The sequence below is a fragment of the Streptomyces griseomycini genome (assembly GCF_014203535.1).
GTDB classification, from domain to species: domain Bacteria; phylum Actinomycetota; class Actinomycetes; order Streptomycetales; family Streptomycetaceae; genus Streptomyces; species Streptomyces griseomycini.
In genome coordinates, this window is record NZ_JACHJI010000011.1 from 140,913 (window position 1) to 165,996 (window position 25,084).

Genomic DNA, 25,084 nt, shown 5'->3' on the forward strand with positions numbered 1-25,084 from the left:
CCCGGGCGCCCGCCGCGACACGCTGTTCCGACCCGCCCGCTCCGAGACGGAGGCATGGCATGACGTACCACCTTCCCGCAGGCAAGGCCCGCACCGGCCCCTACCTCGTCGACGTCACCCCCGGGACGGCCGGCTGGGGGTACTCCTCGCTGCGCGTGCTGGAGCTGCCGCCGGGCGGCACGCACACCTTCGACACCGGTGACAGCGAGTGGATCGTGCTCCCGCTGAGCGGCGGCTGCACGGTCACCGCCGACGACGACTTCGGCCACGACGCCTTCGACCTCACCGGCCGCACGAGCGTGTTCGACGGCGTCAGCGACTTCGCCTACGTCCCGCGCGACGCCCGTACGACGGTGACCTCGGCCGGCGGCGGACGGTTCGCGCTCACCGGGGCCCGCTGCACCCGCCGGCTGCCCGCCCGCCACGGACCGGCCGCCGACGTCCCCGTGGAACTGCGCGGCACCGGCACCTGCTCCCGCCAGGTCAACAACTTCGGGGCGGCAGGGGTCTTCGAGTGCGACAAGCTGATCGCGGTCGAGGTCCTCACCCCCGGCGGCAACTGGTCGTCCTTCCCTCCGCACAAGCACGACGAGCACCGGCCGGGCGAGGAGTCCGTGCTGGAGGAGATCTACTACTTCGAGTTCGCCGCCCACGACGGCACCCCCGGCCTCGGCTACCAGCGGGTCTCCCCCTCCGGCCCGGGCCGCGACACGGACGTGCTGGCCGAGGTGCGCGACGGTGACGTCGTCCTCATCCCGGACGGCTGGCACGGGCCCTCCATGGCCGTGCCGGGCCACCACATGTACTACCTCAACGTCATGGCCGGCCCCGGGGCCGAGCGCGCCTGGCTGATCTGCGACCACCCCGACCACGCCTGGATCCGGGACACCTGGCCGGACCAGCCCGTCGACCCCCGCCTCCCCCTCTACACCGCCCCCGAGAGGTCCGCATGAGCGCCCCCACCCGCCGACTGACGACCGCCCAGGCACTGGTGCGGTTCCTGTCCGCCCAGTACACCGAGCGCGACGGCGTACGGCGCCGGCTGATCGCGGGCACCTGGGGCGTCTTCGGCCACGGCAACGTGGCCGGCGTCGGGCAGGCCCTCGTCGAGTACGCCGACGTGATGCCGTACCACCAGGGCCGCAACGAGCAGTCCATGGTGCACGCCGCCGTCGGCCACGCCCGCCAGCTGAACCGGCTCTCCGCGCAGGCGGTGACGACCTCCATCGGTCCCGGCGCGACCAACCTGGTCACCGGCGCCGCCCTCGCCACCATCAACCGGCTGCCGGTGCTGCTGCTCCCCGGCGACTACTTCGCCTCGCGCGTCGCCGACCCGCTGCTCCAGCAGCTGGAGCACCCGGTCGGGGCCGACGTGTCGGTCAACGACACGCTCCGCCCGGTGTCGCGGTACTTCGACCGCGTCACCCGCCCCGAGGCGCTGATCCCCTCCGCGCTGAACGCCATGCGGGTGCTCGCCGACCCGGCCGAGACCGGCGCCGTCACCCTGGCCCTCCCCCAGGACGTACAGGCGGAGGCGTACGACTGGCCGGAGGAGTTCTTCGCCGAGCGCGTCTGGCACGTGCGCCGTCCCGCCCCGGACCCGGTGGAGCTGGCGGCCGCAGCGGAGGCCGTACGGGCCGCGCGGCGCCCGCTGATCGTCGCGGGCGGCGGCGTCCACCACAGCGAGGCCGAGGAGGCGCTGCGGGCGTTCGTGGACGCCACCGGCGTCCCGGTCGCCTCCACCCAGGCCGGCAAGGGCTCCCTGCGCCACGACCACCCGGCCGACCTCGGCGGCATCGGCCACACCGGCACGGCGGTGAGCGACGCCCTCGCCCGCACCGCCGACCTGGTGATCGGCGTCGGCACCCGCTACACCGACTTCACCACCGCCTCCGGCACCCTGTTCCAGAACCCGGACGTCCGCTTCCTCAACCTCAACGTCACCGGCTTCGACGCGCACAAGCTGGCGGCGCGCACCCTGGTCTGCGACGCGCGGACGGGTCTCGAGCAGCTGGCCGCGGCGCTGGCCGGCCACCGCGTGGAACCGTCGTACGAGGCGGAGTACCGCGCCGGCAAGGAGCGCTGGGAGCAGGTCGTCGAGACCGCCTTCCGCGCCGAGGACGACAGCGCCGTACCGACCCAGACGCAGGTGCTCGGCGCGCTCGACGCGGTCGTGGGCGACACGGACGTGGTGATCAACGCGGCCGGGTCGCTCCCCGGCGACCTGCACAAGCTGTGGCGCGCGCGCAGCCCGCGCCAGTACCACCTGGAGTACGGCTACTCCTGCATGGGCTACGAGATCCCGGCCGCCCTCGGCGTGCAGCAGGCCGCGCCCGGCACGCCGGTCTGGGCGCTGGTCGGGGACGGCACCTACCTGATGATGCCGACGGAGCTCGTCACGGCGGTCCAGGAACGCCTGCCCGTCAAGGTGGTCCTGGTCCAGAACCACGGCTACGCCTCCATCGGCGGCCTCTCCGAGGAGACGGGCGGCGAGCGGTTCGGCACCGCCTACCGCCACCGGGCCGAGGACGGCACCTTCACCGGCGCCCCGCTGCCCGTCGACCTGGCCGCCAACGCGGCCAGCCTCGGCATGGACGTGCTGCGCGCCAAGACCGTGCGGGAGCTGCGGAACGCGCTGGCCGAGGCCCGTACCGCCGACCGCCCGACGTGCGTGTACGTCGAGACCGACCCGACCCCCACCGCTCCCCCGGCCGAGGCCTGGTGGGACGTGCCGGTGGCCGAGGTGGCGTCCCGCGAAGCCGCCGTGGCGGCCCGTGAACGGTACGACTCCCAGGTCGCCGCGCGCCGCCGCCACCTGTAGAAGCCCTCCGCGAAAGGTTCCGCGCCGTGACCGAACCCGCGCACCGTTCACTGGACCTCGCCCTGGACCGGGGCAGTCCGGTGCCGCTGTACCACCAGCTCGCCCAGCAGTTGGAGGCGGCGATCGAGCACGGCGCCCTCACCCCGGGCAGCCTCCTGGGCAACGAGGTCGACCTCTCCGCGCGCCTCGGCCTGTCCCGCCCCACCGTCCGCCAGGCCATCCGGTCCCTCGTCGACAAGGGGCTCCTGGTCCGGCGGCGCGGGGTGGGCACCCAGGTGGTGCACAGCCAGGTCAAGCGCCCCCTGGAACTGAGCAGCCTCTACGACGACCTGGAGGCGGCCGGCCAGGGGCCGAGCACCCAGGTGGTCCGCAACGAGACGGTCCCGGCGCCCGCCGACGCGGCGGCCGCTCTGGGCCTGGCCGAGGGCGACGAGGTGGTCCTCCTGGAACGCCTGCGCCGCACCCACGGCCAGCCGGTCGCCCTGCTGTGCAACCACCTCCCGCCCGGCCTGCTCGACCTGGACGGTGCCCGCCTGGAGGCGACCGGCCTGTACCGCGTGATGCGTGCGGCGGGCATCGTCCTGCACAGCGCCCGCCAGACCGTCGGCGCCCGCTCGGCCACCGCCGAGGAGGCCGCCCGCCTGGACGAGCAGGAGGGCGCCGCCCTCCTCACCATGCAGCGCACGGCCTACGACGACACGGGGCGGCCGGTGGAGTTCGGGACGCACGTCTACCGCGCGTCCCGGTACGCGTTCGACTTCCAGCTGATGGTCAGACCCCGAGGCTCGCGCTGAAGGGCGTGACCGGGCGCCGGAGGCGCTCACCGTCCACGGTGAGGTCGACCACCTCGTTGAAGAAGGCCAGCCGGCCCCTGATCGCGGCCACGGCGGGCAGCGGGTCGGGATAGCTCCACACGATGTTCGGCGGCACGGCGGCCCCGCCGCGCCAGGACCAGTACGAGGCGGCCGTGCCCTTGTACGGGCATCGGGTGCTGTGGTCCGTGGCGTCGAGGAGGTCCAGGCGGACGTCCCCGCGCGGGACGTAGTAGCGGATCGGCAGGGAGGTCTCGAAGAGCAGGACCGGGGCCCGGGTGTCGGCGACGACCGTGCCGTCGATCTCCACCCGGACGTGGCGGCTGCTCGGCACGGCGTCCACCCGGGTGTGCGGGTCGCGGGGGTGGACGAAGATCTCCTCCTCCTCCTCGTACCAGTGGTCGAGTCCCGTGTCGGTGCGCCGGAACCACTCGAAGGCGACGTGCCCGGCCAGGTCGCCGGCGGGGAACGTCCAGGCCGCGTTCGGGCGCACCCCGCCGCCGGCCTCGAGGTCGTAGAAGACCGTCGCGCCGGTGTGCCCGCCCGCGGGCGGGTGCCGCGCGGGGCGGAGGAGGTCGGTGCGCACCTCCTCGCGGGGGAAGGCGTACTGGGGGACGGGCAGCCGGGGCTCCCAGACGAGGACCGGGTGGCGGCTGTCGACGACGGTGACGTCGCCCGCGGTACCGCGCACCCAGCGCTCGCTGGGCTCCCACAGCAGGCCTTCGGGGGTCGCCCGCAGGGCACGGGCGGCGGGGTGGGTGGTCATGACCGGCGCTCCCTCCGGATGTCCGGGTCCCCCCTCCCACGGTCCCACCGGCGGGCCCGGACGTCTCAGTGCGCCCCGTCCAGCCGGGCCCGCTGCTCCGCCGACAGTTCCAGGTCCACGGCCGCCAGGTTCTCCTCCAGCTGGGCCACCGAGGACACCCCGACCAGCGGGACGATCGGCAGCTCGTGGCCGAGCTGCCAGGCCAGCACCACCTGGTTGACGGTCGCCCCGGTCTCGTCGGCGATCTCGCGCAGCACCGCGAGCCGGGCCGGGGTGCCCGGGTGGTCGAAGTCGCGGGGCAGCCGGTCGGGGCGGGTGTACGCGCCCTTGAGCAGCGGCGAGTAGGCGACCAGGGTCAGCGCGGGCTCGGCCCGCAGGTAGGAGGCCATTTCGGCGCCGGCGTGGCCGAGGCTGCCGTCGGGGAAGAGGTCTTCGGGGACGTCGGTGCGGGGACGCAGGTAGCTGTGCGCGTACTGGAGCACCTCGTAACCGGGCAGCCCGGCCGCCGCCGCGAGGGCGCGGGCCCGCTCCACCCGCCACACGGCCTGGTTGCTCGCGCCGAGCAGCCCCACCGTGCCCTCGGCGACCAGGGCCGCGAAGCCCTCGACCGTCTCCCGCTGGGGGACGGTGTGGTCGTCGATGTGCGCGTACAGCAGGTCCAGCCGCTCCGTGCCGAGCCGCTCGCGACTGCGGTCCGCCGCTTCCCGGATCACCTTCGCCGACAGGCCCTCGGGGTTGTCGACGTAGCTCGTGCCGGGGGCGAGGGGGCGGGCGCCGAGCTTGGTCGCGACGACGATCTCGTCACCGACGCCGCGGCTGCGCCGCCAGCGGCCGAGCAGTTCCTCGCTCTGCCCGCCCTGGCCGCCGTCGGTCCAGAAGGCGTAGTTGTCGGACGTGTCGATGAAGGTGCCGCCGGCCTCGACGTAGCGGTCGAGCACGGCGAAGGAGGTCCTCTCGTCGGTCACCGACCCGAAGAGCATGGCGCCGAGCGCGAGCACGCTCACCTCGCGCCGGGTCTGCGGATCGGCGCCGATCGTGCGGTACTTCATGGCTGTTTCCTCCCGTTCACGCCCCGTCGTCGGGGACGGAACGGGAGTCTTCCTCTTGGAGCGCGCTTCAAGTCAAGCGTTCCAAAGGCTCCTCGGGGTTCAGCGGGCGAACGGCCCGTCCAGCGCGGCCCACTGGAGCAGCATGATGGTCTTGGCGTCGTTGATCTCGCCGGTGCGGATCATCTCCAGGGCCCGGCGGAAAGGGAGTTCGAGGATCTCGATGTCCTCGCCCTCCTCGCCCAGTCCCCCGCCTTCGTGGGTCCGGGTCGAGGGGCCGTAGGCGGCGGCGTAGAAGCTGACGCGTTCGGTGACCGAGCCGGGGCTCATGTAGACGTCGAAGACGTGCTGGACGGCGCCGATGGTGTGCCCGGTCTCCTCCACCACCTCACGGCGCACGGCGAGCTCCGGGTGCTCGTCCTCGTCGTCGAGCAAACCGCCCGGCGTCTCGATCAGCATGCCGTCGGGGTGACCGTTGACGTACACCGGGAAGCGGAACTGGCGGGTGAGCAGCACGGTTTCGCGTTCGGCGTCGTAGAGGAGCATCGTGGCGCCGTTGCCGCGGTCGTGCGTCTCGCGTTCCTGGGTGCTCCAGGTGCCGTCGGCGTGCCGGAAGTCGAAGGTGGTGGTCCGCTCGACGTACCAGTGACTGGAGAGCAGTCTCACGTCCCGGACCTTCACCCGGGGGTTGCCGGTCAGGTCCCGGCCGGTCCGGTCGAGCCCGGTGCGGCCCCGGCGGTCCGGGGTGTCGATTCCGGCGGTCATCGCAGGACCGCCGGGCGGAGGGACACGTGCAGGGAGGACACGTACAGAATGGTCATACCCGCTTCTACCATCCGGCCCCGCCCGGGACCACGCGCAGTCGGCCCTGCGGTGCCGCGTGGCTCACGGCAGGAGCCTGCCGGACGAATCCGGTTGAGCGTGCCGGACGGAAGCGGGACACTCGCACGATGACCACCGATTCCTCCCTCCGAAGCCGCGGGCCCGTGAGTGAGAGGCCCGGCAGGTGAACGGCCGCGCTGTGGTCCTCGACGAGCTTGCCCAGGGTCTGCGCCCGCCGGCACAGGGGCTCGAACGGTTCGAGGGTCTGACCGACGAGGACCAGTCCGTTGCACTGCGGGACCTCTGCCGGTTCTGCGTGCAGGCACGCGCCACCGGCGATGACGCGCTCGAGGGCATCCGGCGGCCCGGGCTCCGGCCGACCCGCACGCCGTCCGTTCCGGTCCCGCGCGGACGGATCGACGAGCAGCTGGGAAAGGCCGCCGGCCTGACCCCGCGGCACGAACGGATCAAGGCGTTTCGCTCGCTGGTCCAGATCCTGGGCCTCGCCGACGCGCGGCGACGAGAGCGGTTCCGCGCCGACGGATGCTCCCACGAGCGGCACCAGCCGGCACCTGACCGTGGACGGGGCGTACCCGCCTGAACGGGCTCGGGCGCGCCGGCGACCGGCGCCCCCGGCCCGGTGACCGTCCCGAACTCGGCGAGGAGGAGCAGTGCGGTTGCGCAACGTCGTACCGGGCGATGTGGACGCCTACGTCCGGATGCGGTGCGACCCGGTCATGACGGCTGACCTCGGCGGGCCGCTACCGGCCGAACACATGCCGGAGAAAGTGCGTCGGGACGCCCGTGAGGCGGCGGCCGATCAGGCCTGGATCAAGATGATCCTTCCCGATCCCGACACCCCCCACGTGGTGGCCGGGCAGGTGACCATCTGGTCCCACGACACCGACGACGGGCCCGTCTCGGAGATCGGGTGGATGGTCCTGCCGCAGTTCCAGGGCCGTGGTCTGGGCAAACGCGCAGCCCGCGCCCTGCTCGAGCGGGCGCGGGACGAGAACCGCTGGGGGGTCGTGCACGCCTTCCCGGCAACGGGCAACAGGGCCTCGAACGGCATCTGCCGTTCTCTCGGCTTCCGGTTCGTCGCCGAACGGAACGTGACCTTCGCGGGCCGAGTGCTGCGCGGGAACCACTGGGCCGTCGATCCTCGCACCGACCTGACACCGGCATGACATCCGCGGCCCGCACGGCCGGGTGACACACGCCGGAGGACGGGCGACCGGACCGGACCGAGCCCTCGGTGACCAGGGCGGCGAAGCCCTCCGCCGTCTCGCGCCTGCGGCCGGGCGACCTGCTCCGCCCGCCCTGCCCGCAGCAGGTCAGGGGGTCAGCCGGACGACTCGGGCGCCGGCGCGGGCAGGGACGCGGAGCAGGTCGCCCGGCCGAACCCGCCACTGGCCGTGGCGCTCTGCACGTGCCGCCCGCGCACGGCGACCGCGCAACGGACCTGGCCGCCCCGCTCACCCAGGGTGATCCTGATGACGGGGTTCTGCCCCAGAGGCACCTCGACCGTCCTCTTCCACGGCAGCCGGGCACCGGAGACGGTCTCCGCCGTGCCCTGCTCGCTCACCCCCTGGTAGCTGAGGTCGGCGGTCCCCTCGCCGGTCACCTCGTACGTCACCGGCGCGGTGAGGACCTCGGGCCCGGCCTCGCCCTCGTCGCCGTCGCGCACCACACCGAACAGCACGAAGCCGAGGCAGAACACGAGGAAGCAGAGGGCCGCGATCAGCACGGGACGGTCGGAGTGGATCCTCCGGCCGCCGCTCCCGGTGCCGGCCGGAGGAGTCCCGCCGTGCCCGTCGGCTCCGGCCGTCACGGTCGTTTCGGCCGCTTCGGCCTTTTCGGTCGCTCCGGTCGTCCCGGGAGCGTTCCCTTCCGCCCCCGTGTGCCCGGCGGTGGGCACGGAGGGCCCCGCCTCGCGCGTCTCGCTGCTCATCCGAACTCCCCTCGGCCACAGGCCCGGACGGACCCCGCCCGATCCAAAAGGCGTGGGGAGAGCCTTGTCAAGGGACGTCGGTCCGGCCGTCAGGGTTGGCCTGATCTCACCGCACCGCTGCACGGCAAGACTCCGCGCAGAAGAGGGAAACCAGCAGCTCAGGCCTCAACAGACGGGTTTTTCAGGTGAGTTGGGCAAATAGTCCGCGCAGTTGACATGGACAGGGCGTTTTTTGTTAGGACTCTCGGCTGCCGACTGCCGTCCGGCAGCCGGTCCTTGGTTCCTTCGAAGGGAAACCGATGCACAGACCACGGGCCACAAGGCTCTTGGCCTCGAGTGCGGCGCTGGCGGTCCTCGTGACCATCGCGCCGGTGACGCCGGCGTTCGCGGCGCCACCCGACACGGGCCGACTCGCCGAAGGCCTCCGCGATTTCCTCACCGACCGGGACGCCGAACCGGCTGATCCCCCGGAGCTCCCCGACACCGATGTCCCGGCCAATGACAAGCTCGCCGAGGCGAGGAACGCGCCGAAGGCCAAGCGAGTCGAGGAACTGACGGACCGGCGGACGCCGTACTCCCGCCACTGGCGCATGTCGGACGGGCGGGTCCGGTCCGAGGTCTCGGCCATGCCCACCTCGTACCGGAAGGGCAAGGGCGAGGAGGCCGAGTGGAAGCCGATCGACACCGCGGTCACCGACACCGACCGCAAGGGCTTCGAGAAGGCGAACACCACCAACCTCGCCCGCACCTACTTCGGTTCACGCCCCGGTGAGCTGGTCCGCTTCGAGCTCGACAAGGGCCACTGGGTCGCCATCGGGCTCAAGAACGCCGGTGCCGCGAAGCTGACCCCGGTGGTCGACGGCGACAAGGTCACCTACGAGGACGCCCTGGGCCGGGGGATCGACCTCTCCTACACCGTCGGCAACGGCAGCGTGAAAGAGGACATCGTCCTCAACGAGCGTCCGAAGGGCGCGCCCTCCTTCGAGTTCACGCTCACCACGAACGGCCTGACCGCGAAGTCGGAGAAGAACGGCACCATCTCGCTGTACGGCGAGAACTCCCCGGTCGGCACTCCCGCGCTGGTGATCCCCGCACCGTTCATGACGGACGCGAGGAAGGACGCCGCCTCCGCGTACGGCACCACCGGCACCGATGCCGTCCGCCAGGTCCTCTCCGGCGAGGAGGGGTCGTACGGCATCACCCTGAAGCCGGACGCCGAGTGGCTGGCGGCACCCGAGCGCCGGTACCCGGTGACGGTCGACCCGACGGTGACGATCGCGCCGACGCCGTCGCAGTCCGCGGACGCGATGATCTCCTCGGACGACCCGAGCGCCAACTACGCCGACCTCTGGCGCCTCTCGGTCGGCAACACCGGTACCGGCACGTCGCGTGCGCTGCTGAGGTTCGGGCTGTCCGGCGTCCCCGCCGGCACGCGGTTGGATTCGGCCGAACTGAAGCTGTACTACGACCAGACCCACACCACCGGCGCCACCGAGGTCCGGCTGGAGGCGCACCGCGCCACCACGGCGTGGACCGAGGCGGGCGCCACCTGGAACAACGCGAACGGCATCACCGGCGAGCTGTCCGGCACGTCGGTCCTCGTCGACGACGGCGACCTGGGCACCACGGCCGCCCGGGGCGCCTGGCCCACCTCCGGCAACACCGACTACACCCGGTACGCGGTCGGCCAGGACTACCGGTACAACAAGGACGCCACGGCGGGTGACACGTACACCTGGCGGCCCGGTCTCCCCGAGGACGGCGAGTACCAGGTCGACGTGCACTACGTCCCGGCCTCCGACCGCGCCGCCGACGCGCCCTACACGGTGACGTACGACGGCGGCACCGAGACGTACCGGGTCGACCAGCGGGAAGGCACCGGGGGCGTCTGGAAGCCACTGGGCAAGCACCCCTTCAAGGCCGGCACCACCGGCCAGGTCGTGCTCGGCGACGGTCCCGCCTCGGCCTCCACGGCCGTCCTCGCGGACGCCGTGCGCTTCACCAAGGGCGGCGTGGTCACCAAGCAGCCGCAGGAGGTCAACACCTGGCACTCCTTCCCGGTGACCAAGACCGTCCAGCAGTGGCTCGACGGCACGTACGAGAACCACGGCTTCGTGGTGAAGGCCGCCGACGAGTCGGCGAGCGCCCCCAAGGGCGGCCCGCGCTACGAGGCCGCCGAGTACGGCTACAAGGGCGAGGTCGCCAACTACCCGAAACTGGTTCTCACCTGGGGCGACCAGGGCGTCGACGTCAACCCGCCGAAGGTCGTCCACTCGACCGGTGCCGAGCTGAGCTGGCCCGCGTACACCGACCCGTCGACCTCACCGGGCGACGACATCGTCGAGTACCAGGTCCACCGCAGCGTCTTCCAGCACTTCACGCCGTCCTCGCAGACCCTGGTCTCCCCGGTCGCCAAGGACACCCGTGCCTACACGGACACCTCGGCCCGGCCCACCCCGGCCGACTCCGCCGAGGAGTTCGGCGACGCGTACTACTACATGGTCGCGGTGAAGACCCGCAGCGGACAGGTCCTCCCGTCCGCCACGGAGCTGGTCCGCCTGCCGAAGGCCGGTCGCACCACGGTGGTGCTGCAGTCGGGGCAGAGCGACACCACGCTCTCCTCGGTGGAGCCGTCCACCGGTCACGACACGCTCACCGACGCGGGTGTCCCCCACCCGTGGCTGTCCGTGGGCAACAACTCGGCCACGTACGGCACCACCCGTGCCGTGCTGAAGTTCCCCACCGTCAGCGAGATCCCGGGCAACGCGCGGGTCCTCGAGGCGCAGCTGAACATGTGGGGCTTCCAGACCACGACCGACTCGAGCGGCGCGGTCTACGAGGCCCACGGCCTGACGCGTGACTTCGACGAGGCGACCGCGTCCTGGACGAAGGCGGACGCCACCACGGCGTGGACGACGGCCGGTGGCGACATGGACGCCTCCGTCTCCGACACGGTCGGCACGGTCACCAACGACCCGGCACGGCAGTCGTGGTACATCACCTCGCTGGCGCAGAGCTGGATCTCGGACTCCTCCGGCAACCACGGCGTGGCGGTCAAGCTGCGCGACGAGTCGACGGCCGGCCCGCGGGAGCGGACGTTGTTCCTCTCCTCCGAGGCCGAAGAACCGCAGTTGCGCCCGCAGTTGGTCGTCACCTACCTGACGAAGTCGACGGAGGCGACGTACCACGCCCCGTACACACCGTCCCGGATGGTCCCGGGTGACGAGTACACCGTCGACGTCACCCTCACCAACACCACCACCGGCGTCTGGACGGCGGGCGACCACGCGCTCTCCTACACCTGGTCGCTCCCGGACGGCACCGACGTCACCACCGGCGGCAACCAGCTGGAAACGGCGCTGCCGGACCGGGTGCTGCCCGGCGACTCGGTCACCGTGCCGGCCAGGCTGAAGGCCCCGGTCAACTCGGACTCCGGCAACAAGCGCCTGGACCACGTGCTGAAGTGGGACCTGAAGAACACCACCACCGGCACCTGGCTGTCCGACGCCGAGGGCATCGCCCCGCTGGCGCAGAGCGTCCGCACCGAGGACCCGACCTCCAACCAGCTCGGCCTGGAGAAGTTCTACTCCTACGCGGGCAAGAACACCGGCGCGGGCTCGTCGCTGATGACGAACCTGTACGCGGGCAACAGCGTCTGGCAGTACAACGCGTTCTCCAACCCGGGCCGCGGCCTCACCACCTTCGCCCGGTTCGCGTACAACTCCCAGGACACCTCCGACACGGTCCTCGGCCACGGCTGGTCGGCCCAGGCCGCGATGCCGCTGCGCCTGGGCGCCGCGCTGGACTTCCACCCCAACCCCGACCCGACCGAGGTCACCCTCCCCGACGGCGACGGCACCGCGCACGTCTTCCGCAAGCAGGAGGACGGGACCTGGCTGGCGCCGGCGGGCGTGCATTACCTGCTGCGGCAGGGCACCGGCACGGACTGCACCCCGAACAAGGACGGCGACCCGAGGGCCTGGTCGCTGACCCGTCCCGACCGCACCCGGTTCTTCTTCGACTGCGACGGCTACCTGACGTCGATCGTCGACAAGAACGGCAACACGCAGACGTACACCTACGCCGAACGCAGGTCGAACAACAAGCCGGTCAAGTTCCTCACGTACATCGAGGACCCGTCCGCGCGCCAGTCCCTGACGGTCGAGTACTACACGAAGGCCGACACCAACAGCCCGAAGATCATCGACCACGTCAAGTCGATGACCGACGTCTCCGGGCGGAAGATCACCTTCGGGTACTCCGACCAGGGCCTGCTCACCACCCTCACCGACGGTGCGGGCAGCGCGCAGCCCAAGGTGTTCCGCTTCACGTACGACATGGAGCAGGGCAACAAGAACGCCAAGCTGGTCGCCGTCACCGACCCGCGCGGCAACTCGACCTCCCTGGACTACTACTACCCCAGCGAGGGCGACGACCCGAAGTTCCACTGGAACACCCAGACCATCACCGACCGCCTCGGCCATGACACCGGGTACGTGTACACCGCCCCGGACGGCACCGCGGGCTCGTTCGTCCAGACCCGGGTGACCGACGCCGAGGGCAACGCCACCCGGTACGCGATGGACGGCTACGGCCGGGCCACCGAGATGGTCAACGCCAAGTCCGAGACCACGAGGATGGGCTGGGACGCCGACAACAACGTGACGCGCCTGGAGGAGGCCAACGGCGCCGTCACCACCTGGACGTACGACCCCAAGACGGGTTACCCGCTGGCGGAGAAGGACGCCGAGGCCAACAAGAACGGCACCGAGGCCCGGACCTTCACCTACTCCTACGGCCTGAACGGCCACATCGCCGACCTCTTCCAGAAGAGGTCGCCGGAAGGCCGCACCCACCAGTTCGGCTACGACGAGCTGGGCAATGTGACCTCGGTCACGGACCCGAAGGGAGTCGCGTCGTCCGCGGAGGGCGACTACACGAGCCGGTCCGAGTACGACGAGCACGGCCGGGTCACCAAGGAGATCGACGCCAACGGGCACGACACCGAGTACAGGAGCTACGACCCGGTCGGTTACCCGAAGACCATCCTCGACGCCCTCGACAACCCGTCGCACTTCGAGTACGACATCCGGGGCAACGTCACCAAGGTCACCAACGCCAGGGACGCCGTCGTCAGCCAGACCTACGACGTCTACGGCCGGCCGCTGGAGAAACGGGAGCCCAAGGACCAGGCGGCGGGCGACTTCATCGTCACTCCCGCACCGGAGTACGACGCCAACGACAACATCACCAGGGCCTACGCCCCCAACGGGGCGGAGACCACGGCGGTCTTCGACAAGGCCGACCAGCGTGTCGAGACGGTCGACCCGGCGGACGAGCCGACCGGGCCGGTCCGCAGGACCACGTCCACGTACGACAAGGTGGGCAACCTCGTCCGGGCCACCGGTCCGCAGGGCAACCTGACGGCGGCCGAGGGCGACTTCACCGCCACGACCCGGTACGACGCCGTCTACCAGGCCGTCGAGATGGTGGACGCCGAGGGCAACAAGGCCTCGGTGGAGTACGACAACGTCGGCAACGTCGTCGAGCTCGTGGACGCGCGGAAGAACGCGACCGCCGACCCCGACGACTACACCACCCGCTACGAGTACGACCTGAACCACCGGGTCGTGCGCACCGTCGACGCGCTCGGGTGGGCGACTTCCGTCCGTTACGACAAGGACGGCCTGCGGACGGCGCAGACGGACGCGGAGGGCAACGAGTCGCTCGCCGCGTACGACGAGCGCGGCGCCCTGGTGGAGTCGAAGGTCCCGGTGAGCGAGAACTCCTCCGGTGACATCACGTACCGCACGACCCGGTACGAGTACGACCAGGTCGGCAACCGGACGAAGACGATCACGCCCCGCGGTGTCGCCACCACCGACGACGCCACCGACTTCACGGCGGAGACCGTCTACGACGAGCTGAACCGGGTCAAGGAGGAGCGTTCGCCGTTCGACAAGGACGACACCCGCTACTCGTCGCCCGACTCGACCTTCTACTCCTACGACGAGGTCGGGAACCTCAGCTCGGTCTCCGCACCGCCGTCGGACGGCCAGTCGGTCCGCAACGTCACCGACTACACCCACTTCGACAACGGGTGGACGCGGACCACCACCGACCCGTGGGACATCACCACGTCCTACGACTACAACGAGCTCGGCCAGCAGACCGAGAACGTCCTCACCTCGGCGGGCGGTTCCCAGAAGCGCACCATGCTCTGGGAGTACTACCCGTCCGGCAACGAGAAGGCCCGCTCGGACGACGGCGTCCCGGTCGGCCGGCACGTGGTCCTGGTGGACAGCTCGGACTTCAACAACACCGCGCTCCAGGGCAACTGGTCGCGGACGCAGGCCGAGCAGCAGTACGGCTACGACACCTACTCCCACGCGGCCGGCGACGGCACCGCGTCGTTCTCCTGGCAGCTCAACATCCCGCAGGACGGCACGTACGAGGTCCTCGTACGGCATCCGAAGATGACCGGGGCGGCCACCGACGCGAAGTTCGAGGTCCACCACGACGGTGGCAGCGCCACCAGGACGGTCGACCAGACGCAGCGCGCCGGTGAGTGGATCTCGCTCGGCTCCTACGCGTTCGTCGAGGACGGCCCGCAGAAGGTCACCCTCACGGACGCGGCGAACGGCACCGTCCTCGCGGACTCGGTGAAGCTGGTCCGCTCCCACGCGGGCGACACGGACAACGAGCAGAAGTCCTTCACCTACAAGTACAACGCGAACGGCAACATGATCGAGGTCAGGGACCTCTCGCCGGGCGCGAAGATCGACACGTACAAGATCGCGTACAACGGCCTCAACCACATCACGAAGGTCGAGGAGCTCGCGGGCGGCACGGTGAAGAACACCACCGCGCTGACCTACGACGTGAACGGCAATCCGGTCACGTCGACGCACGACCTGACCTGGACGCAGATCGAGTACGACGAGCGCGACATGGTCAAGAAGGTGACCAACGCCGACTCGCCCACCGCGGGCGACCAGCAGATCACCACGATGACCTACACCGGCCGCGGGCAGCTGCTCGAGCAGACCAAGCCCAACGGCAACACCCTCGACATGCGGTACCACCTCGACGGCTCGGTCGAGCAGTCCGTCGAGAAGACGTCGGGCGGTGCGGTGGTCGCACAGCACGACCTGGAGTACTCCCCCAACGGGCACCGTTCCAAGGACACGCTCAAGCTGATGAACGCCGACGACAACTCGGCGTACATCGACAACACCTACACGTTCGACTACGACCCGCAGGACCGCCTCACCAAGGTCACCAAGGCGGGTGACGACCCGTCGACCGAGTCGTACGCCTACGACCGCAACAGCAACATCGTCGAGCAGACGGTGGACGGGGTCACCACGACGCAGCGCTACGACCGGAACCGGCTGCTGTCGGCCTCGTCGCAGGGCGTCACGTCCACGTACAACTACGATCCGCTGGGCCGGCTCGACACGGTCAGCACGGGTGGCCAGACAGCCGAGAAGTACTACTACGACGGTTTCGACCGCACGGTGAAGGTCCGTTCCGGCAGCGGTGCCGCGGCGGTGACGACGTCGTACGTCTTCGACCCGTTCGACCGGACGGTCTCGCAGACCACCTCCGGTGCCGACGCCAAGACCACGGCGTTCACCTACCTCGGTCTGGACGGCACGCTGCTGCGCGAGACGGTCGACGGCAAGGCCGACAAGGACTACCAGTACCTCGCCGGCGGCCAGCGGGCCACGCAGATCAAGCACAAGGACGACGGCGCCGAGGAGTACTCGCAGTACGTCACGAGCCCGCGCGGGGACGTCGAGGCGATCACGAAGGAGGACGGCAGGACACGCGCCACGTACGGCTACAGGGCGTACGGGTCCGCCGACGAGTCCCAGATGACCGGCGCGGACAAGCCGGCCGACGGCGCGGGGGAAAAGGACGCGTACAACGCGTTCCGCTTCAACTCCTCCCGCTGGGACAGCGCTTCGGGCACGTACGACATGGGCTTCCGCAACTACGACCCGGGCCTGAACCGCTTCCTGACCCGGGACTCCTACAGCGGTGCCCTGTCGGACATGTCCCTGGCCACCGACCCGTTCACCGGCAACCGCTACTCCTTCGCGGGCGGCAACCCGATCAGCTTCGTCGAACTCGACGGCCACCTGTTCGGGCTCTCCCTGTCCGACATCGGCCACGCGGCACTCGACGTGGTGGGCCTGGTCCCGGTCGTCGGTGAGGTCGCCGACGTCGCCAACGGCATCTGGTACGCGGCGGAGGGCAACTACGCCGACGCCGCGCTCTCCCTCACCTCCGCCATCCCGCTGGTGGGGTACGGGGCGACCGCGGTGAAGGCCGGCAAGTACACCAAGAAGGGCCTTGACGCGGCCGACTCGGCGAACGACGCCCGCAAGGGCGCGGACAACGCGGGTGCCGCGGCCACACCGCCGAAGCCCAAGGCCGATGACCCGAAGCCGCCGTCGACCACGAAGAAGGACCCGGAGAAACCCGACGCCACGAGCTGCAAGACCAACAGCTTCCTGCCCGGCACCCAGGTCGTCCTCGCGGACGGCAGCACGCGCGGCATCGAGTCGCTGAAGGTCGGCGACCGGGTGGTGGCCACCGACCCGGAGACCGGGGACACCCGTGCCCGGACGGTCACCGCCACCCGTGACCACGAGGGGGGCAAGGACCTTGTCACCCTGACCCTCGACCGTGACGGCGACGCGAAGCCGCTCAAGCTGACGTCGACGGCCGCGCACCTGTACTGGCTGCCGGACTACGGCAGATGGGTGGAGGGCGGCGACCTCGAACCGGGCATGTGGCTGCAGACCGCGGCCGGCACCTGGGTCCAGATCACCGCGGTCGACACCGCCCACCGCAAGGCGCACGTCCACAACCTCTCGGTCGAGGGCGTCCACACGTATTACGTGGGGGCGGCCGACGCCGCGGTCCTCGTCCACAACTGCGGCTACAAGAACGAAGCCGTCGCCGCGCAGCAGCGGGCCCAGGAACTGGCCGGCCAGCTGCACTTCATCAAGGAGAGGATGGTCACCGTCGCGGTGATCGGCGTCCGCAAGAAGGGGACGACCGACATCGTGGAGAAGGTGGCGATGAGCTCCGGCCAGAAGGGCGACCTCCTGAAGCTCAAGGGGGGCGAGGAGTTCGTGCCCGGCTCGTTGGTCCCCGGCAGGCTGACGAAGCAGGGCAACCCGGCGTACGAGCACGCCGAGGAAGCGGTCTTCAGCTGGCTGAAGAAGAACCCGGACTACGAGATCCTCTACGGGGGCACCTCCAAGAACGTCTGCAAGGACATCTGCGCCCCGTTGGTCGAGCAGTCCCTGCATCTCGGCGGTGAGACCTTCAAGGGAGAATCCGACAAAACCGATTTCCGGACGTTCTGGCGCCTGAGGCGCTAGGTCCACGGGGCCGGCGAGCAGCCGGCCCCCGCGTGCGGAAGAACGCCCGGCCGGGTTTCCCGGCCGGGCGTTCCCCGTGGGCGTCGGCGGGCTCAGTCCCTCCCGGCGAGGCTCCACAGGTGGACCGACGTGTGGTCCTGGGAGACGGTGCACCACGCGCCCCGGCCCGCGGACAGCGGGCTTCCCGAGACGGGGAAGGGATACGCGACGGGGCCGTCCACCGACAGGGTGCGCGGATCCACGAGCCAGTGACGCGGGACGTCGGCGTGGTCCTCGGTGCCGACCACGGCACCGTCCTCGTAGGGGAACGCGGCCTCGTAGTGCCATCTGGCCATGTCGTCGCCGGGCAGGGGGGACACGGCGTCCGCGGCGTTCAGCCGCTGCACTTCCGCCCCGTCGGAGGTCCGGTGCAGGTAGAGGGCCCACTGCCCGGGATCGGTGGTGAGGAAGTGCCGCCCGGACGGGCCGACGTCCAGGAAGACCTCCCCGACGAGCTTCTCGAAGGTGAGCGCGGTGCCGTCCCAGTGTCCCCACAGGAGCGGGGAATCGTCGTCGCCCTGACCGACGGTCAGCCCCATGTGCGCGCCGTCCGGGTGGGGGAAGTGCCATGAGGCGGCGCTCACGGTCATGGTCTCCGCCCGCCCCAGGACCGAGCCGGAGGCGGAGTCCAGGACGAGCCACTCCTCCTTCGTGTGCTCCCCTCCGCCGCTGCGGACGTGGGCCCACACCAGTGTGCCGTCCGGGGAGAACGCGGCGGAGCCGCTGTCGGCATGGGCGTGGCCGGGGTCGTCGGCGTACTCGGAGAACGAGGTGTGGGAGGCGGTGCACACGGCGGAGGACCAGCAGTCGTGCCGGACCTCCCATCGTGTTCCGCCGGTCCGGTCCACGGCCCTCAGGGCGTGCAGGCCGGAGAACACGGCGAGGTCGCCCGCGGGGGAGACCGTCGCCTGGCCGAACCGGCGTGGCCATGGTGCGGGGAAGCGGAATTCCGCTTCTTCCCCCGCGAGGTCACGAACGGCCAGCTCGGTGTCGCCCCGCTGCACCAGCAGCCGGCGCCCCGGCCAGTGCAGGATCTGCGGGACATCCGCGGGGGTACCGGCCAACGGGGCGCGGACGGTGGCGACGAGGCGGGCCGTGTGCTGTGCGAACTCTCCGTGCGTGGGCTCAACGGGCATGCCGGCATCGTTCCACAGGGGTCGGCGGCCGTGGCACCCGGTCGGGACGATCGTCGCCGGCGCCCTCCGCCGAGCCGTCCTGACCGCTCGCCCTCCCGCTCCCGGAAATGATCGAGAGGCCGTGTCGGTGAACTCCGACACGGCCTCTGACCTGCGACTTCGCAAAGTCGGGACGACAGGATTTGAACCTGCGACCCCTTGACCCCCAGTCAAGTGCGCTACCAAGCTGCGCCACGTCCCGGTGCGTTCTCGCGCGGTGAACCGCGTGATCGCGCGAACAGCACTTTACCCCACACCGCGTCCGGCACCGAAGCGGGGCCGGACGCGGGACAATCGGCGTATGGGCAGCATGGACAGGACTTCCCCGGACCCGGCGGCCGTCGTGCGGGACCGGGACAGCGAGGGGCGGGCGCGCAACGCCCGGCCGCGGGACGGGCTGGGGCGGCCCCTGCCGTACGGCGCGGAGGGGGTGCCCCGGCAGCCCGAGGGGGTCGTCCGGCGGCCGGAGGAGAGCGTCGCCGAGGCGCAGCGGCTGCTGGACGAGGGGAAGCCCTTCCACGCGCACGAGGTGTTCGAGGACGCCTGGAAGTCGGGGCCCCAGGAGGACCGCGAGCTGTGGCGGGGGCTGGCCCAGCTCGCCGTGGGACTCACCCACGCCGCGCGCGGGAACGTCACGGGCGGGGCGCGGCTGCTGCGGCGCGGGGCCGGTGCCGCGGAGGAGTGGGCGGCGGGGGCCGGGGGCGAACGGCGTCCGCACGGGATCGATCTCGACGGTGTCGTCGCCTGGGCCCGGGAGCTGGCCGCGGAGGTGGAGCGGGGCGGTGGTGAGCTCGTGGACCCGGCTGCGCGGGCGCCCCGGCTGCGGCGGTCCGCGTAGCGGGGCGTGCACCGGCCGTGGGGTGCGGTGCGAGGGGCGTCGGTGCCGTGCGGCAGACTCGGGGCGTGCGAAAGATTCATGTCATCGGTATCGGCGCGGGCGACCCCGACCAGCTGACCCTGCAGGCGGTCAAGGCGCTGCGGGGCACGGACGTGTTCTTCATCCTCGACAAGGGCGAGGTGAAGGCGGACCTCACCGGGCTCCGCCGGGACATGCTCGACGCGCACGTGCCGGAGGGGACGTACCGGGTCGTCGAGGCGCGCGACCCGGAGCGGGACCGGTCGGCCGGCGGTGCGGCCTACTCCCCCGCGGTCGGGGACTGGCGCAGCGCCCGCGCGGACATCTACGAGCGCCTGATCGCCGAGGAGCTCGCCGAGGACGAGACCGGCGCGTTCCTGGTGTGGGGGGACCCGTCGCTGTACGACAGCACGCTCGCGATCCTCGAGGAGGTGCTCGAGCGGGGCGGCGTCGCCTTCGCGTACGACGTCGTGCCGGGCATCAGCAGCGTCTCGGCGCTGGTCGCCCGGCACCGGACGGGGCTCAACCGCGTCGCCCGCCCGGTCCAGATCACCACGGGCCGGCGGCTCGCCGAGGGCTTCCCCGAGGGCGTGGACGACGTGGTGGTGATGCTGGACGCCCACCAGGCCTTCCTCCGGTACGCCGGCGAGGGCGGTGAGGACATCGACATCTACTGGGGCGCCTACATCGGCACCCCGGACGAGATCCTGGTCTCCGGCCCCCTCGCCGAGGCCGCGCCGCGTATCGAGCGGCTCCGCGCGGAGGCCCGGGAGCGCAAGGGCTGGATCATGGACACGTATCTGCTGCGGCGCCGGACGCCCGAGCGGTAGGAGGTGCGCGGGCCGGACGCGGTCGCGGCGGTTCCGCCGTCACGACCGGTCCGCCGTCACGACCGGCCGAGGGCGTTCAGCCGGCGCAGGACCGCCGCCGTGTCGGGGACGGCGGTCACCCCGTCCGGAAGGGGCGGGCGCCGGACGACCACGACCGGCAGTCCGAGGTCGCGGGCCGCGGTGAGTTTGGCGGACGTCGCCGCTCCGCCGCTGTCCTTCGTCACCAGCACGTCGACACGGTGGTCGCGCAGGAGCGCCGTCTCGTCGGCCACGGTGAAGGGGCCCCGGGCCAGCAGGACGTGCGTGTGCGGCGGCACGGGCGGTTCGGGCGGTTCCACCGACCGGACGACGAAACACAGTTCCGTGAGGTGGGCGAAGGCCGCGAGGCCCAGGCGGCCGGTGGTGAGGAAGACCCGGCGCCGTCCGAGCCGGGGCAGCAGGTCGGCGGCCGCGTGCAGCGAGGGGACCGGGTGCCAGTCGTCGCGCGGGCCCGGTCGCCAGCCCGGCCGGCGCAGCACCACCAGGGGCAGTCCGGTGACGGCCGCGGCCCGTGCCGCGTTCGCCGTGATGGTCCGCGCGAAGGGGTGCGTCGCGTCGACCACGGCGTCCACACGCTGCTCGCGCAGCCAGTCCGCCAGTCCCCGCGCGCCGCCGAAACCGCCCACGCGCACGTCGCCCGCGACGGCTCCCGGCCGTGCCACGCGTCCGGCGAGCGAGGTGGTCACCCGGGTTCCGGGACGGGCGGCCAGCTCACCGGCCAGTTCGCGCGCCTCGGTGGTGCCGCCGAGGATCAGGATGTGCGGGGACATGGCGCCGAGGGTACGGGGCACGGAGGCCGCCTCCGGCACCGGTCCGCCCGCCGTCCCGGTCCGTCGTCCCGGCCGCCGGTGACCGGCACGCGGAATCCGGCCGCACACACGTGCGCTGACGCCCTACGATGACGCCGGCGACGGGAGGAATCATGGCCGTGGACTTGAGCAGGCGGGGCTACCGCGCTCAGCGGTGGGCGGCGCGGGGGGCGCTGGCCGCCGCCGCGCTCGCGGTGGTGACCCCCCTCGTCTACGGCGGGCTGCGCGGTCTGCTGCTGCTGTTCTGCGGGGTCGCGGGACTGGGGCTCAGCGCGGCCGCCGTGTGGTGGACGCTGACCCTGCGGGGTCCGCTGCGCTGGGGGGCCGCGCTGATCGCGGTGTGCGTGCCCGCCGCCGTGCTCGCCCTGTTCGCCGTCACCCTGTTCTGGGCCCTGCTGGTGTCGCTGGCCCTGTGGGGTCTGGCGGTGTGGTGCGGCCGGTTCGCACTGCGGGGGACGGGCAGCGAGCGGGCCCGCGTGCGGGAGCGGCGGCTGCCGCCGCCCCGGCGGCCGGTGCTGATCATGAATCCCCGGTCGGGCGGCGGCAAGGTGGGCCGGTTCCGGCTGCGGGAGAAGGCGGAACGCCTGGGGGCCCGGGTCGTCCTGCTCGACCCGTCCGAGCGGCACGACGTCACCGCGCTGGCCCGGGAGGCCGTCGCGGACGGTGCGGACCTGCTGGGCGCCGCGGGCGGCGACGGCACCCAGGCGCTGGTCGCGGCCGTGGCCGCCGAGCACGACATCCCGTTCCTGGTCATCAGCGCCGGGACGCGCAACCACTTCGCCCTGGACCTCGGTCTCGACCGCGGTGACCCGGCCGCCTGCCTCGACGCGCTGACGGACGGCGTCGAGCTCCGCGTCGACCTCGGTTTCGCGGGTGAGCAGCCGTTCGTGAACAACGCCTCCTTCGGCGCGTACGCGGCGATCGTGCAGAGCCCCGCCTACCGCGACGACAAGATCGGCACCAGTCTGGAGATGCTGCCCGACCTGCTCACCGGTCAGCAGGGGCCCCGGCTGGTCGCCCGCGCGGGGGACACGACGCTCACCGCTCCGCAGGCCGTGCTGGTCAGCAACAACCCGTACCACACCGGTGATCCCTTCGGGCTGGGCCGGCGCGAACGGCTCGACTCCGCCGTGCTGGGCGTCCTCGGCGTCCGGTTGGAGGGCGCCGTCGACGCCGCCGCGCTGCTGCTGAACCCCGATCCGGGCGGGCTCACCCTCCTGACCGCCCCCGAGGTCGTCATCGAGGCGGACCGCCCGGAGATCGAGGCCGGGGTCGACGGGGAGGCGATGATGCTTCCGGCGCCCGTCCACTGCCGCATCGCACCGGGCGCGCTCCGCGTCCGCGTCCCGCGCAGGCGGCCCGGCGTCAGGAGGCCTCCGCAGCGACTGGACTGGCGGCGGCTGCGCAAGCTGGCCGCGACGGTCGGCCGTACGGCGGCCCCCAGCCGGCTGCGGCACACGGACGGCCCGCTGCCCCCTCCGCACGAGCCGGCCGACCGGCACGAGCCGACCGGATCGAGCGCCTCGGCCCCGCCCCGCTGACCGGCCCGGCCGCCTCCTGCCGGCCGCGCGCCTCAGCGCACCAGCAGTTGCAGGCCGCCCACCACCGTCGCCGCGATGACCAGTTGCTCGAAGAGCCGCTGGTTGATCCGGTTCACGGCCCACTTGCCGAGCAGCGCACCGGGCACCACGAACAGCACGAGCACCGCGTCGAGCAGCAGCGACCGGGCGTCGATCAGGCCCAGGCCGACGCTGAACGGCAGTTTGGACGTGTTGACGATCAGGAAGAAGAAGGCCGAGGTCCCCAGGAAGCCCATCTTCCGGAAGCCCGCGGAGAGCAGGTACATCGACATCACCGGTCCGCCCGCGTTGGCGACCATGGTGGTGAAGCCGCCGAGGACGCCGTACGCGCGGGCCTTCGCGCGGCCCGCGCGGGTGGTGACCGCGTCCGGTTCCTCCTCCGCCTCGGCCTTCCGCCGCCGCCACACCGTCACTCCGGCCATCAGCAGCAGGATCACGCCGATCGAGGTCCGCACGGCCCCGTCGTCCGCCCACACCAGGAACACCGTCCCGACGACGACGCCCGCCGCGACCGCCGGGAACAGCCGCCACAGCGTGGGCCAGTGGGCGTGCCGGCGGTAGGTGAGGACGGCGAGCACGTCACCGGCGATCAGGACCGGCAGCAGGACGCCGGTGGAGGCGCGGGCGGGCAGCACCGCGGCGAAGACGGCGAGGCTGACCGTGTTGGCGCCGCTGACGGCGGTCTTGGAGAAGCCGACGAGCAGGGCCGCGAAGGCGAGCGCGGCGAATTCCCAGCCGTCGAGGTGCCAGAGCGTCATCGTGTTCATGCGGGGACCGATGCTATGTGCGAGCAACCGGCCCCCGTAAGGGCCGTCTCGTCTAGTGCCGCTCGACCAGCACCGCGCTCCCCTGTCCCACGCCCACGCACATCGTCGCCAGTCCGCGCTCCGCGCCGGTGCGCCGCATGCGGTGCAGCAGGGTGGTGAGGATGCGGGCGCCGGAGCAGCCCAGCGGATGGCCCAGGGCGATCGCGCCGCCGCTCGGGTTGACCAGGTCGGGGTCGATGCCGAGCTGGTCCACGCAGGCCAGGGCCTGGGCCGCGAAGGCCTCGTTGAACTCGGCCTCCTGGATGTCGCCGATGCCCCAGCCGGCGCGCGCCAGCGCCTTGCGCGTGGCGGGGACCGGGCCGATGCCCATGACGTCCGGGTGGACGCCCGCGGAGGCACCGGCGACGTAGCGGCCGAGCGACTCCAGCCCCAGCTCGTTCAGGGCCTCCTCGCTGACCAGGATCAGTCCGGCCGCGCCGTCGTTCATCGGGGAGGCGTTGCCCGCGGTGACCGAGCCGTCCGCGCGGAAGACCGGCTTCAGCCGGGCCAGCTTCTCGATCGAGGTGTCCTCGCGGACGCACTCGTCGGCGTCGACGACCACCCCGTCCGGGCGGCTGACCGGCAGGATCTCGTCGTCGAAGTGGCCGTTCTCGCGCGCGTCGGCGGCCCGCCGGTGGCTGCGCAGGGCGAACTCGTCCTGGCGCTCGCGCGCGATGCCGTACCGGGCGGCGACCTCCTCCGCCGTCTCACCCATGGACAGCAGTCCGTGGAGGTCCCCCATCGCGGGGTTGACCAGCCGCCAGCCGAGTCGGGTGTCGGCGGTCTCGATGCGGTGCGGCAGGGCCTCCTCGGGGCGGGGCAGGACGAAGGGGGCGCGGCTCATCGACTCGGAGCCGCCCGCGATCACGATGTCGGCCTCCCCGGCCGCGATGGTGCGGGCGGCGGTGGTGACGGCCTCCAGGCCCGAGGCGCACAGCCGGTTGACCGTGGCGCCGGGGACGGACTCGGGGAGCCCGGCGAGCAGCGCGGCCATGCGGGCGACGTTGCGGTTGTCCTCGCCGGCCTGGTTGGCGGCACCCCAGTAGACGTCGTCCACGCGGGCCGGGTCCAGCGCGGGCACGTCGGCGACCAGGCCCCGGATCACGGCGGCGGCGAGGTCGTCGGGCCGCACGGAGGACAGGGATCCCCGCAGTTTGCCGATGGGGGTGCGGCGGGCGGCCGCGAAGTGGACGGGACGCACGAGGGAGACTCCTGACCGGGTACGGGGAGGCTGGGCCGTGACCGGCGACCCACTTGGTTATCACCGCTAGTTTTTGACTATAGACCGCCGGGCGGCTTCCTGGGAAGATCCAGGAGACCGCACCGCCCCG

17 protein-coding genes and 1 tRNA gene are annotated in these 25,084 nt (G+C 72.0%); 9 read left to right on the top strand and 9 right to left on the bottom strand.

Features of this window, described 5'->3' with window-relative positions:
- Nucleotides 1-59 precede the first annotated feature (59 nt).
- From iolB to FHS37_RS28225, 3 genes are read left to right on the top strand one after another with little or no spacing between them, the layout of a single operon-like run.
- Nucleotides 60-953 (top strand): 5-deoxy-glucuronate isomerase, encoded by an 894-nt coding sequence (iolB, locus tag FHS37_RS28215; RefSeq protein ID WP_184826289.1) that lies wholly within the window; start codon nucleotides 60-62, stop codon nucleotides 951-953.
- Nucleotides 950-2,821, top strand: coding sequence for a 3D-(3,5/4)-trihydroxycyclohexane-1,2-dione acylhydrolase (decyclizing) (gene iolD, locus FHS37_RS28220; protein ID WP_184826291.1), 1,872 nt, complete (start codon nucleotides 950-952; stop codon nucleotides 2,819-2,821). The genes iolB and iolD overlap by 4 nt, the downstream gene beginning before the upstream one ends.
- Before the next feature lie 26 nt (nucleotides 2,822-2,847).
- Complete coding sequence (locus FHS37_RS28225) at nucleotides 2,848-3,615, top strand: GntR family transcriptional regulator (protein ID WP_184826293.1); 768 nt, start codon at nucleotides 2,848-2,850, stop codon at nucleotides 3,613-3,615.
- On the opposite strand, the gene FHS37_RS28230 is transcribed toward FHS37_RS28225, so the two are convergent.
- The 3 genes from FHS37_RS28230 to FHS37_RS28240 all read right to left on the bottom strand — a co-directional run bounded on the left by FHS37_RS28230 (nucleotide 3,593) and on the right by FHS37_RS28240 (nucleotide 6,210).
- Entirely contained in the window at nucleotides 3,593-4,399 is an 807-nt protein-coding gene (locus FHS37_RS28230) for a DUF427 domain-containing protein (protein ID WP_184826295.1), read from the bottom strand. The two genes, FHS37_RS28225 and FHS37_RS28230, sit on opposite strands and share 23 nt — an antisense overlap.
- A 65-nt stretch (nucleotides 4,400-4,464) precedes the next feature.
- Nucleotides 4,465-5,448 (bottom strand): aldo/keto reductase, encoded by a 984-nt coding sequence (locus FHS37_RS28235; RefSeq protein ID WP_184826297.1) that lies wholly within the window; start codon nucleotides 5,446-5,448, stop codon nucleotides 4,465-4,467.
- A gap of 99 nt (nucleotides 5,449-5,547) precedes the next feature.
- A complete protein-coding gene (locus tag FHS37_RS28240) occupies nucleotides 5,548-6,210 on the bottom strand; it encodes an NUDIX domain-containing protein (RefSeq protein ID WP_184826299.1) in 663 nt (220 codons plus the stop codon).
- Nucleotides 6,211-6,451: 241 nt separating this feature from the next.
- Here FHS37_RS28240 and FHS37_RS28245 point away from each other — a divergent pair, with 241 nt between their 5' ends.
- Nucleotides 6,452-6,868, top strand: coding sequence for a DUF5958 family protein (locus FHS37_RS28245; RefSeq protein ID WP_184826301.1), 417 nt, complete (start codon nucleotides 6,452-6,454; stop codon nucleotides 6,866-6,868).
- A 70-nt stretch (nucleotides 6,869-6,938) separates the two neighbouring features.
- A complete protein-coding gene (locus FHS37_RS28250; RefSeq protein WP_184826303.1) occupies nucleotides 6,939-7,454 on the top strand; it encodes a GNAT family N-acetyltransferase in 516 nt (171 codons plus the stop codon).
- Nucleotides 7,455-7,609: 155 nt separating this feature from the next.
- On the opposite strand, the gene FHS37_RS39925 is transcribed toward FHS37_RS28250, so the two are convergent.
- Entirely contained in the window at nucleotides 7,610-8,218 is a 609-nt protein-coding gene (locus FHS37_RS39925) for a hypothetical protein (protein WP_229890120.1), read from the bottom strand.
- 326 nt (nucleotides 8,219-8,544) lie between these two features.
- On the opposite strand from FHS37_RS39925, the gene FHS37_RS28260 reads away from it, so the two are divergent.
- Nucleotides 8,545-17,619, top strand: a complete 9,075-nt coding sequence (locus FHS37_RS28260; protein ID WP_245005654.1) for a golvesin C-terminal-like domain-containing protein — start codon at nucleotides 8,545-8,547, stop codon at nucleotides 17,617-17,619.
- A gap of 92 nt (nucleotides 17,620-17,711) precedes the next feature.
- Here FHS37_RS28260 and FHS37_RS28265 read toward each other — a convergent pair whose 3' ends face one another.
- Together FHS37_RS28265 and FHS37_RS28270 are read right to left on the bottom strand one after the other, a co-directional pair.
- Nucleotides 17,712-18,794 carry a hypothetical protein gene (locus FHS37_RS28265; RefSeq protein ID WP_184826307.1) on the bottom strand — a complete coding sequence of 361 codons (1,083 nt, stop codon included), beginning with the start codon at nucleotides 18,792-18,794 and terminating at the stop codon, nucleotides 17,712-17,714.
- Between the two features lie 167 nt (nucleotides 18,795-18,961).
- Nucleotides 18,962-19,035: transfer RNA gene (locus FHS37_RS28270), tRNA-Pro, on the bottom strand.
- A gap of 99 nt (nucleotides 19,036-19,134) precedes the next feature.
- On the opposite strand from FHS37_RS28270, the gene FHS37_RS28275 reads away from it, so the two are divergent.
- Both FHS37_RS28275 and cobF read left to right on the top strand, forming a co-directional pair.
- On the top strand, nucleotides 19,135-19,671 hold the full coding sequence (locus FHS37_RS28275) for a DUF309 domain-containing protein (protein ID WP_184826309.1): 537 nt from the start codon (nucleotides 19,135-19,137) through the stop codon (nucleotides 19,669-19,671).
- Between the two features lie 65 nt (nucleotides 19,672-19,736).
- Nucleotides 19,737-20,519 (top strand): precorrin-6A synthase (deacetylating), encoded by a 783-nt coding sequence (gene cobF / locus FHS37_RS28280; protein WP_184826311.1) that lies wholly within the window; start codon nucleotides 19,737-19,739, stop codon nucleotides 20,517-20,519.
- Nucleotides 20,520-20,575: 56 nt separating this feature from the next.
- On the opposite strand, the gene FHS37_RS28285 is transcribed toward cobF, so the two are convergent.
- Nucleotides 20,576-21,328 (bottom strand): cobalt-precorrin-6A reductase, encoded by a 753-nt coding sequence (locus FHS37_RS28285; RefSeq protein ID WP_184826313.1) that lies wholly within the window; start codon nucleotides 21,326-21,328, stop codon nucleotides 20,576-20,578.
- Between the two features lie 152 nt (nucleotides 21,329-21,480).
- Between FHS37_RS28285 and FHS37_RS28290 the strand changes: the two genes are divergently transcribed.
- Nucleotides 21,481-22,908, top strand: a complete 1,428-nt coding sequence (locus FHS37_RS28290) for a diacylglycerol/lipid kinase family protein (RefSeq protein ID WP_184826315.1) — start codon at nucleotides 21,481-21,483, stop codon at nucleotides 22,906-22,908.
- Between the two features lie 32 nt (nucleotides 22,909-22,940).
- Here FHS37_RS28290 and FHS37_RS28295 read toward each other — a convergent pair whose 3' ends face one another.
- Nucleotides 22,941-23,714, bottom strand: coding sequence for a sulfite exporter TauE/SafE family protein (locus FHS37_RS28295; RefSeq protein WP_184826317.1), 774 nt, complete (start codon nucleotides 23,712-23,714; stop codon nucleotides 22,941-22,943).
- A gap of 52 nt (nucleotides 23,715-23,766) precedes the next feature.
- Nucleotides 23,767-24,954, bottom strand: a complete 1,188-nt coding sequence (locus FHS37_RS28300; RefSeq protein ID WP_184826319.1) for a thiolase family protein — start codon at nucleotides 24,952-24,954, stop codon at nucleotides 23,767-23,769.
- Between the last annotated feature and the right edge of the window lie 130 nt (nucleotides 24,955-25,084).

Excerpts from the sequence above, each read along its gene's own strand:
- iolB (WP_184826289.1), top strand. The coding sequence starts at position 60 with ATGACGTACCACCTTCCCGCAGGCAAGGCCCGCACCGGCCCCTACCTC.
- iolD (WP_184826291.1), top strand. The coding sequence starts at position 950 with ATGAGCGCCCCCACCCGCCGACTGACGACCGCCCAGGCACTGGTGCGG.
- FHS37_RS28230 (WP_184826295.1), bottom strand. The coding sequence starts at position 4,399 with ATGACCACCCACCCCGCCGCCCGTGCCCTGCGGGCGACCCCCGAAGGC.
- FHS37_RS28235 (WP_184826297.1), bottom strand. The coding sequence starts at position 5,448 with ATGAAGTACCGCACGATCGGCGCCGATCCGCAGACCCGGCGCGAGGTG.
- FHS37_RS28240 (WP_184826299.1), bottom strand. The coding sequence starts at position 6,210 with ATGACCGCCGGAATCGACACCCCGGACCGCCGGGGCCGCACCGGGCTC.
- FHS37_RS39925 (WP_229890120.1), bottom strand. The coding sequence starts at position 8,218 with ATGAGCAGCGAGACGCGCGAGGCGGGGCCCTCCGTGCCCACCGCCGGG.
- FHS37_RS28265 (WP_184826307.1), bottom strand. The coding sequence starts at position 18,794 with ATGCCCGTTGAGCCCACGCACGGAGAGTTCGCACAGCACACGGCCCGC.
- FHS37_RS28275 (WP_184826309.1), top strand. The coding sequence starts at position 19,135 with ATGGGCAGCATGGACAGGACTTCCCCGGACCCGGCGGCCGTCGTGCGG.
- FHS37_RS28285 (WP_184826313.1), bottom strand. The coding sequence starts at position 21,328 with ATGTCCCCGCACATCCTGATCCTCGGCGGCACCACCGAGGCGCGCGAA.
- FHS37_RS28290 (WP_184826315.1), top strand. The coding sequence starts at position 21,481 with ATGGCCGTGGACTTGAGCAGGCGGGGCTACCGCGCTCAGCGGTGGGCG.
- FHS37_RS28295 (WP_184826317.1), bottom strand. The coding sequence starts at position 23,714 with ATGAACACGATGACGCTCTGGCACCTCGACGGCTGGGAATTCGCCGCG.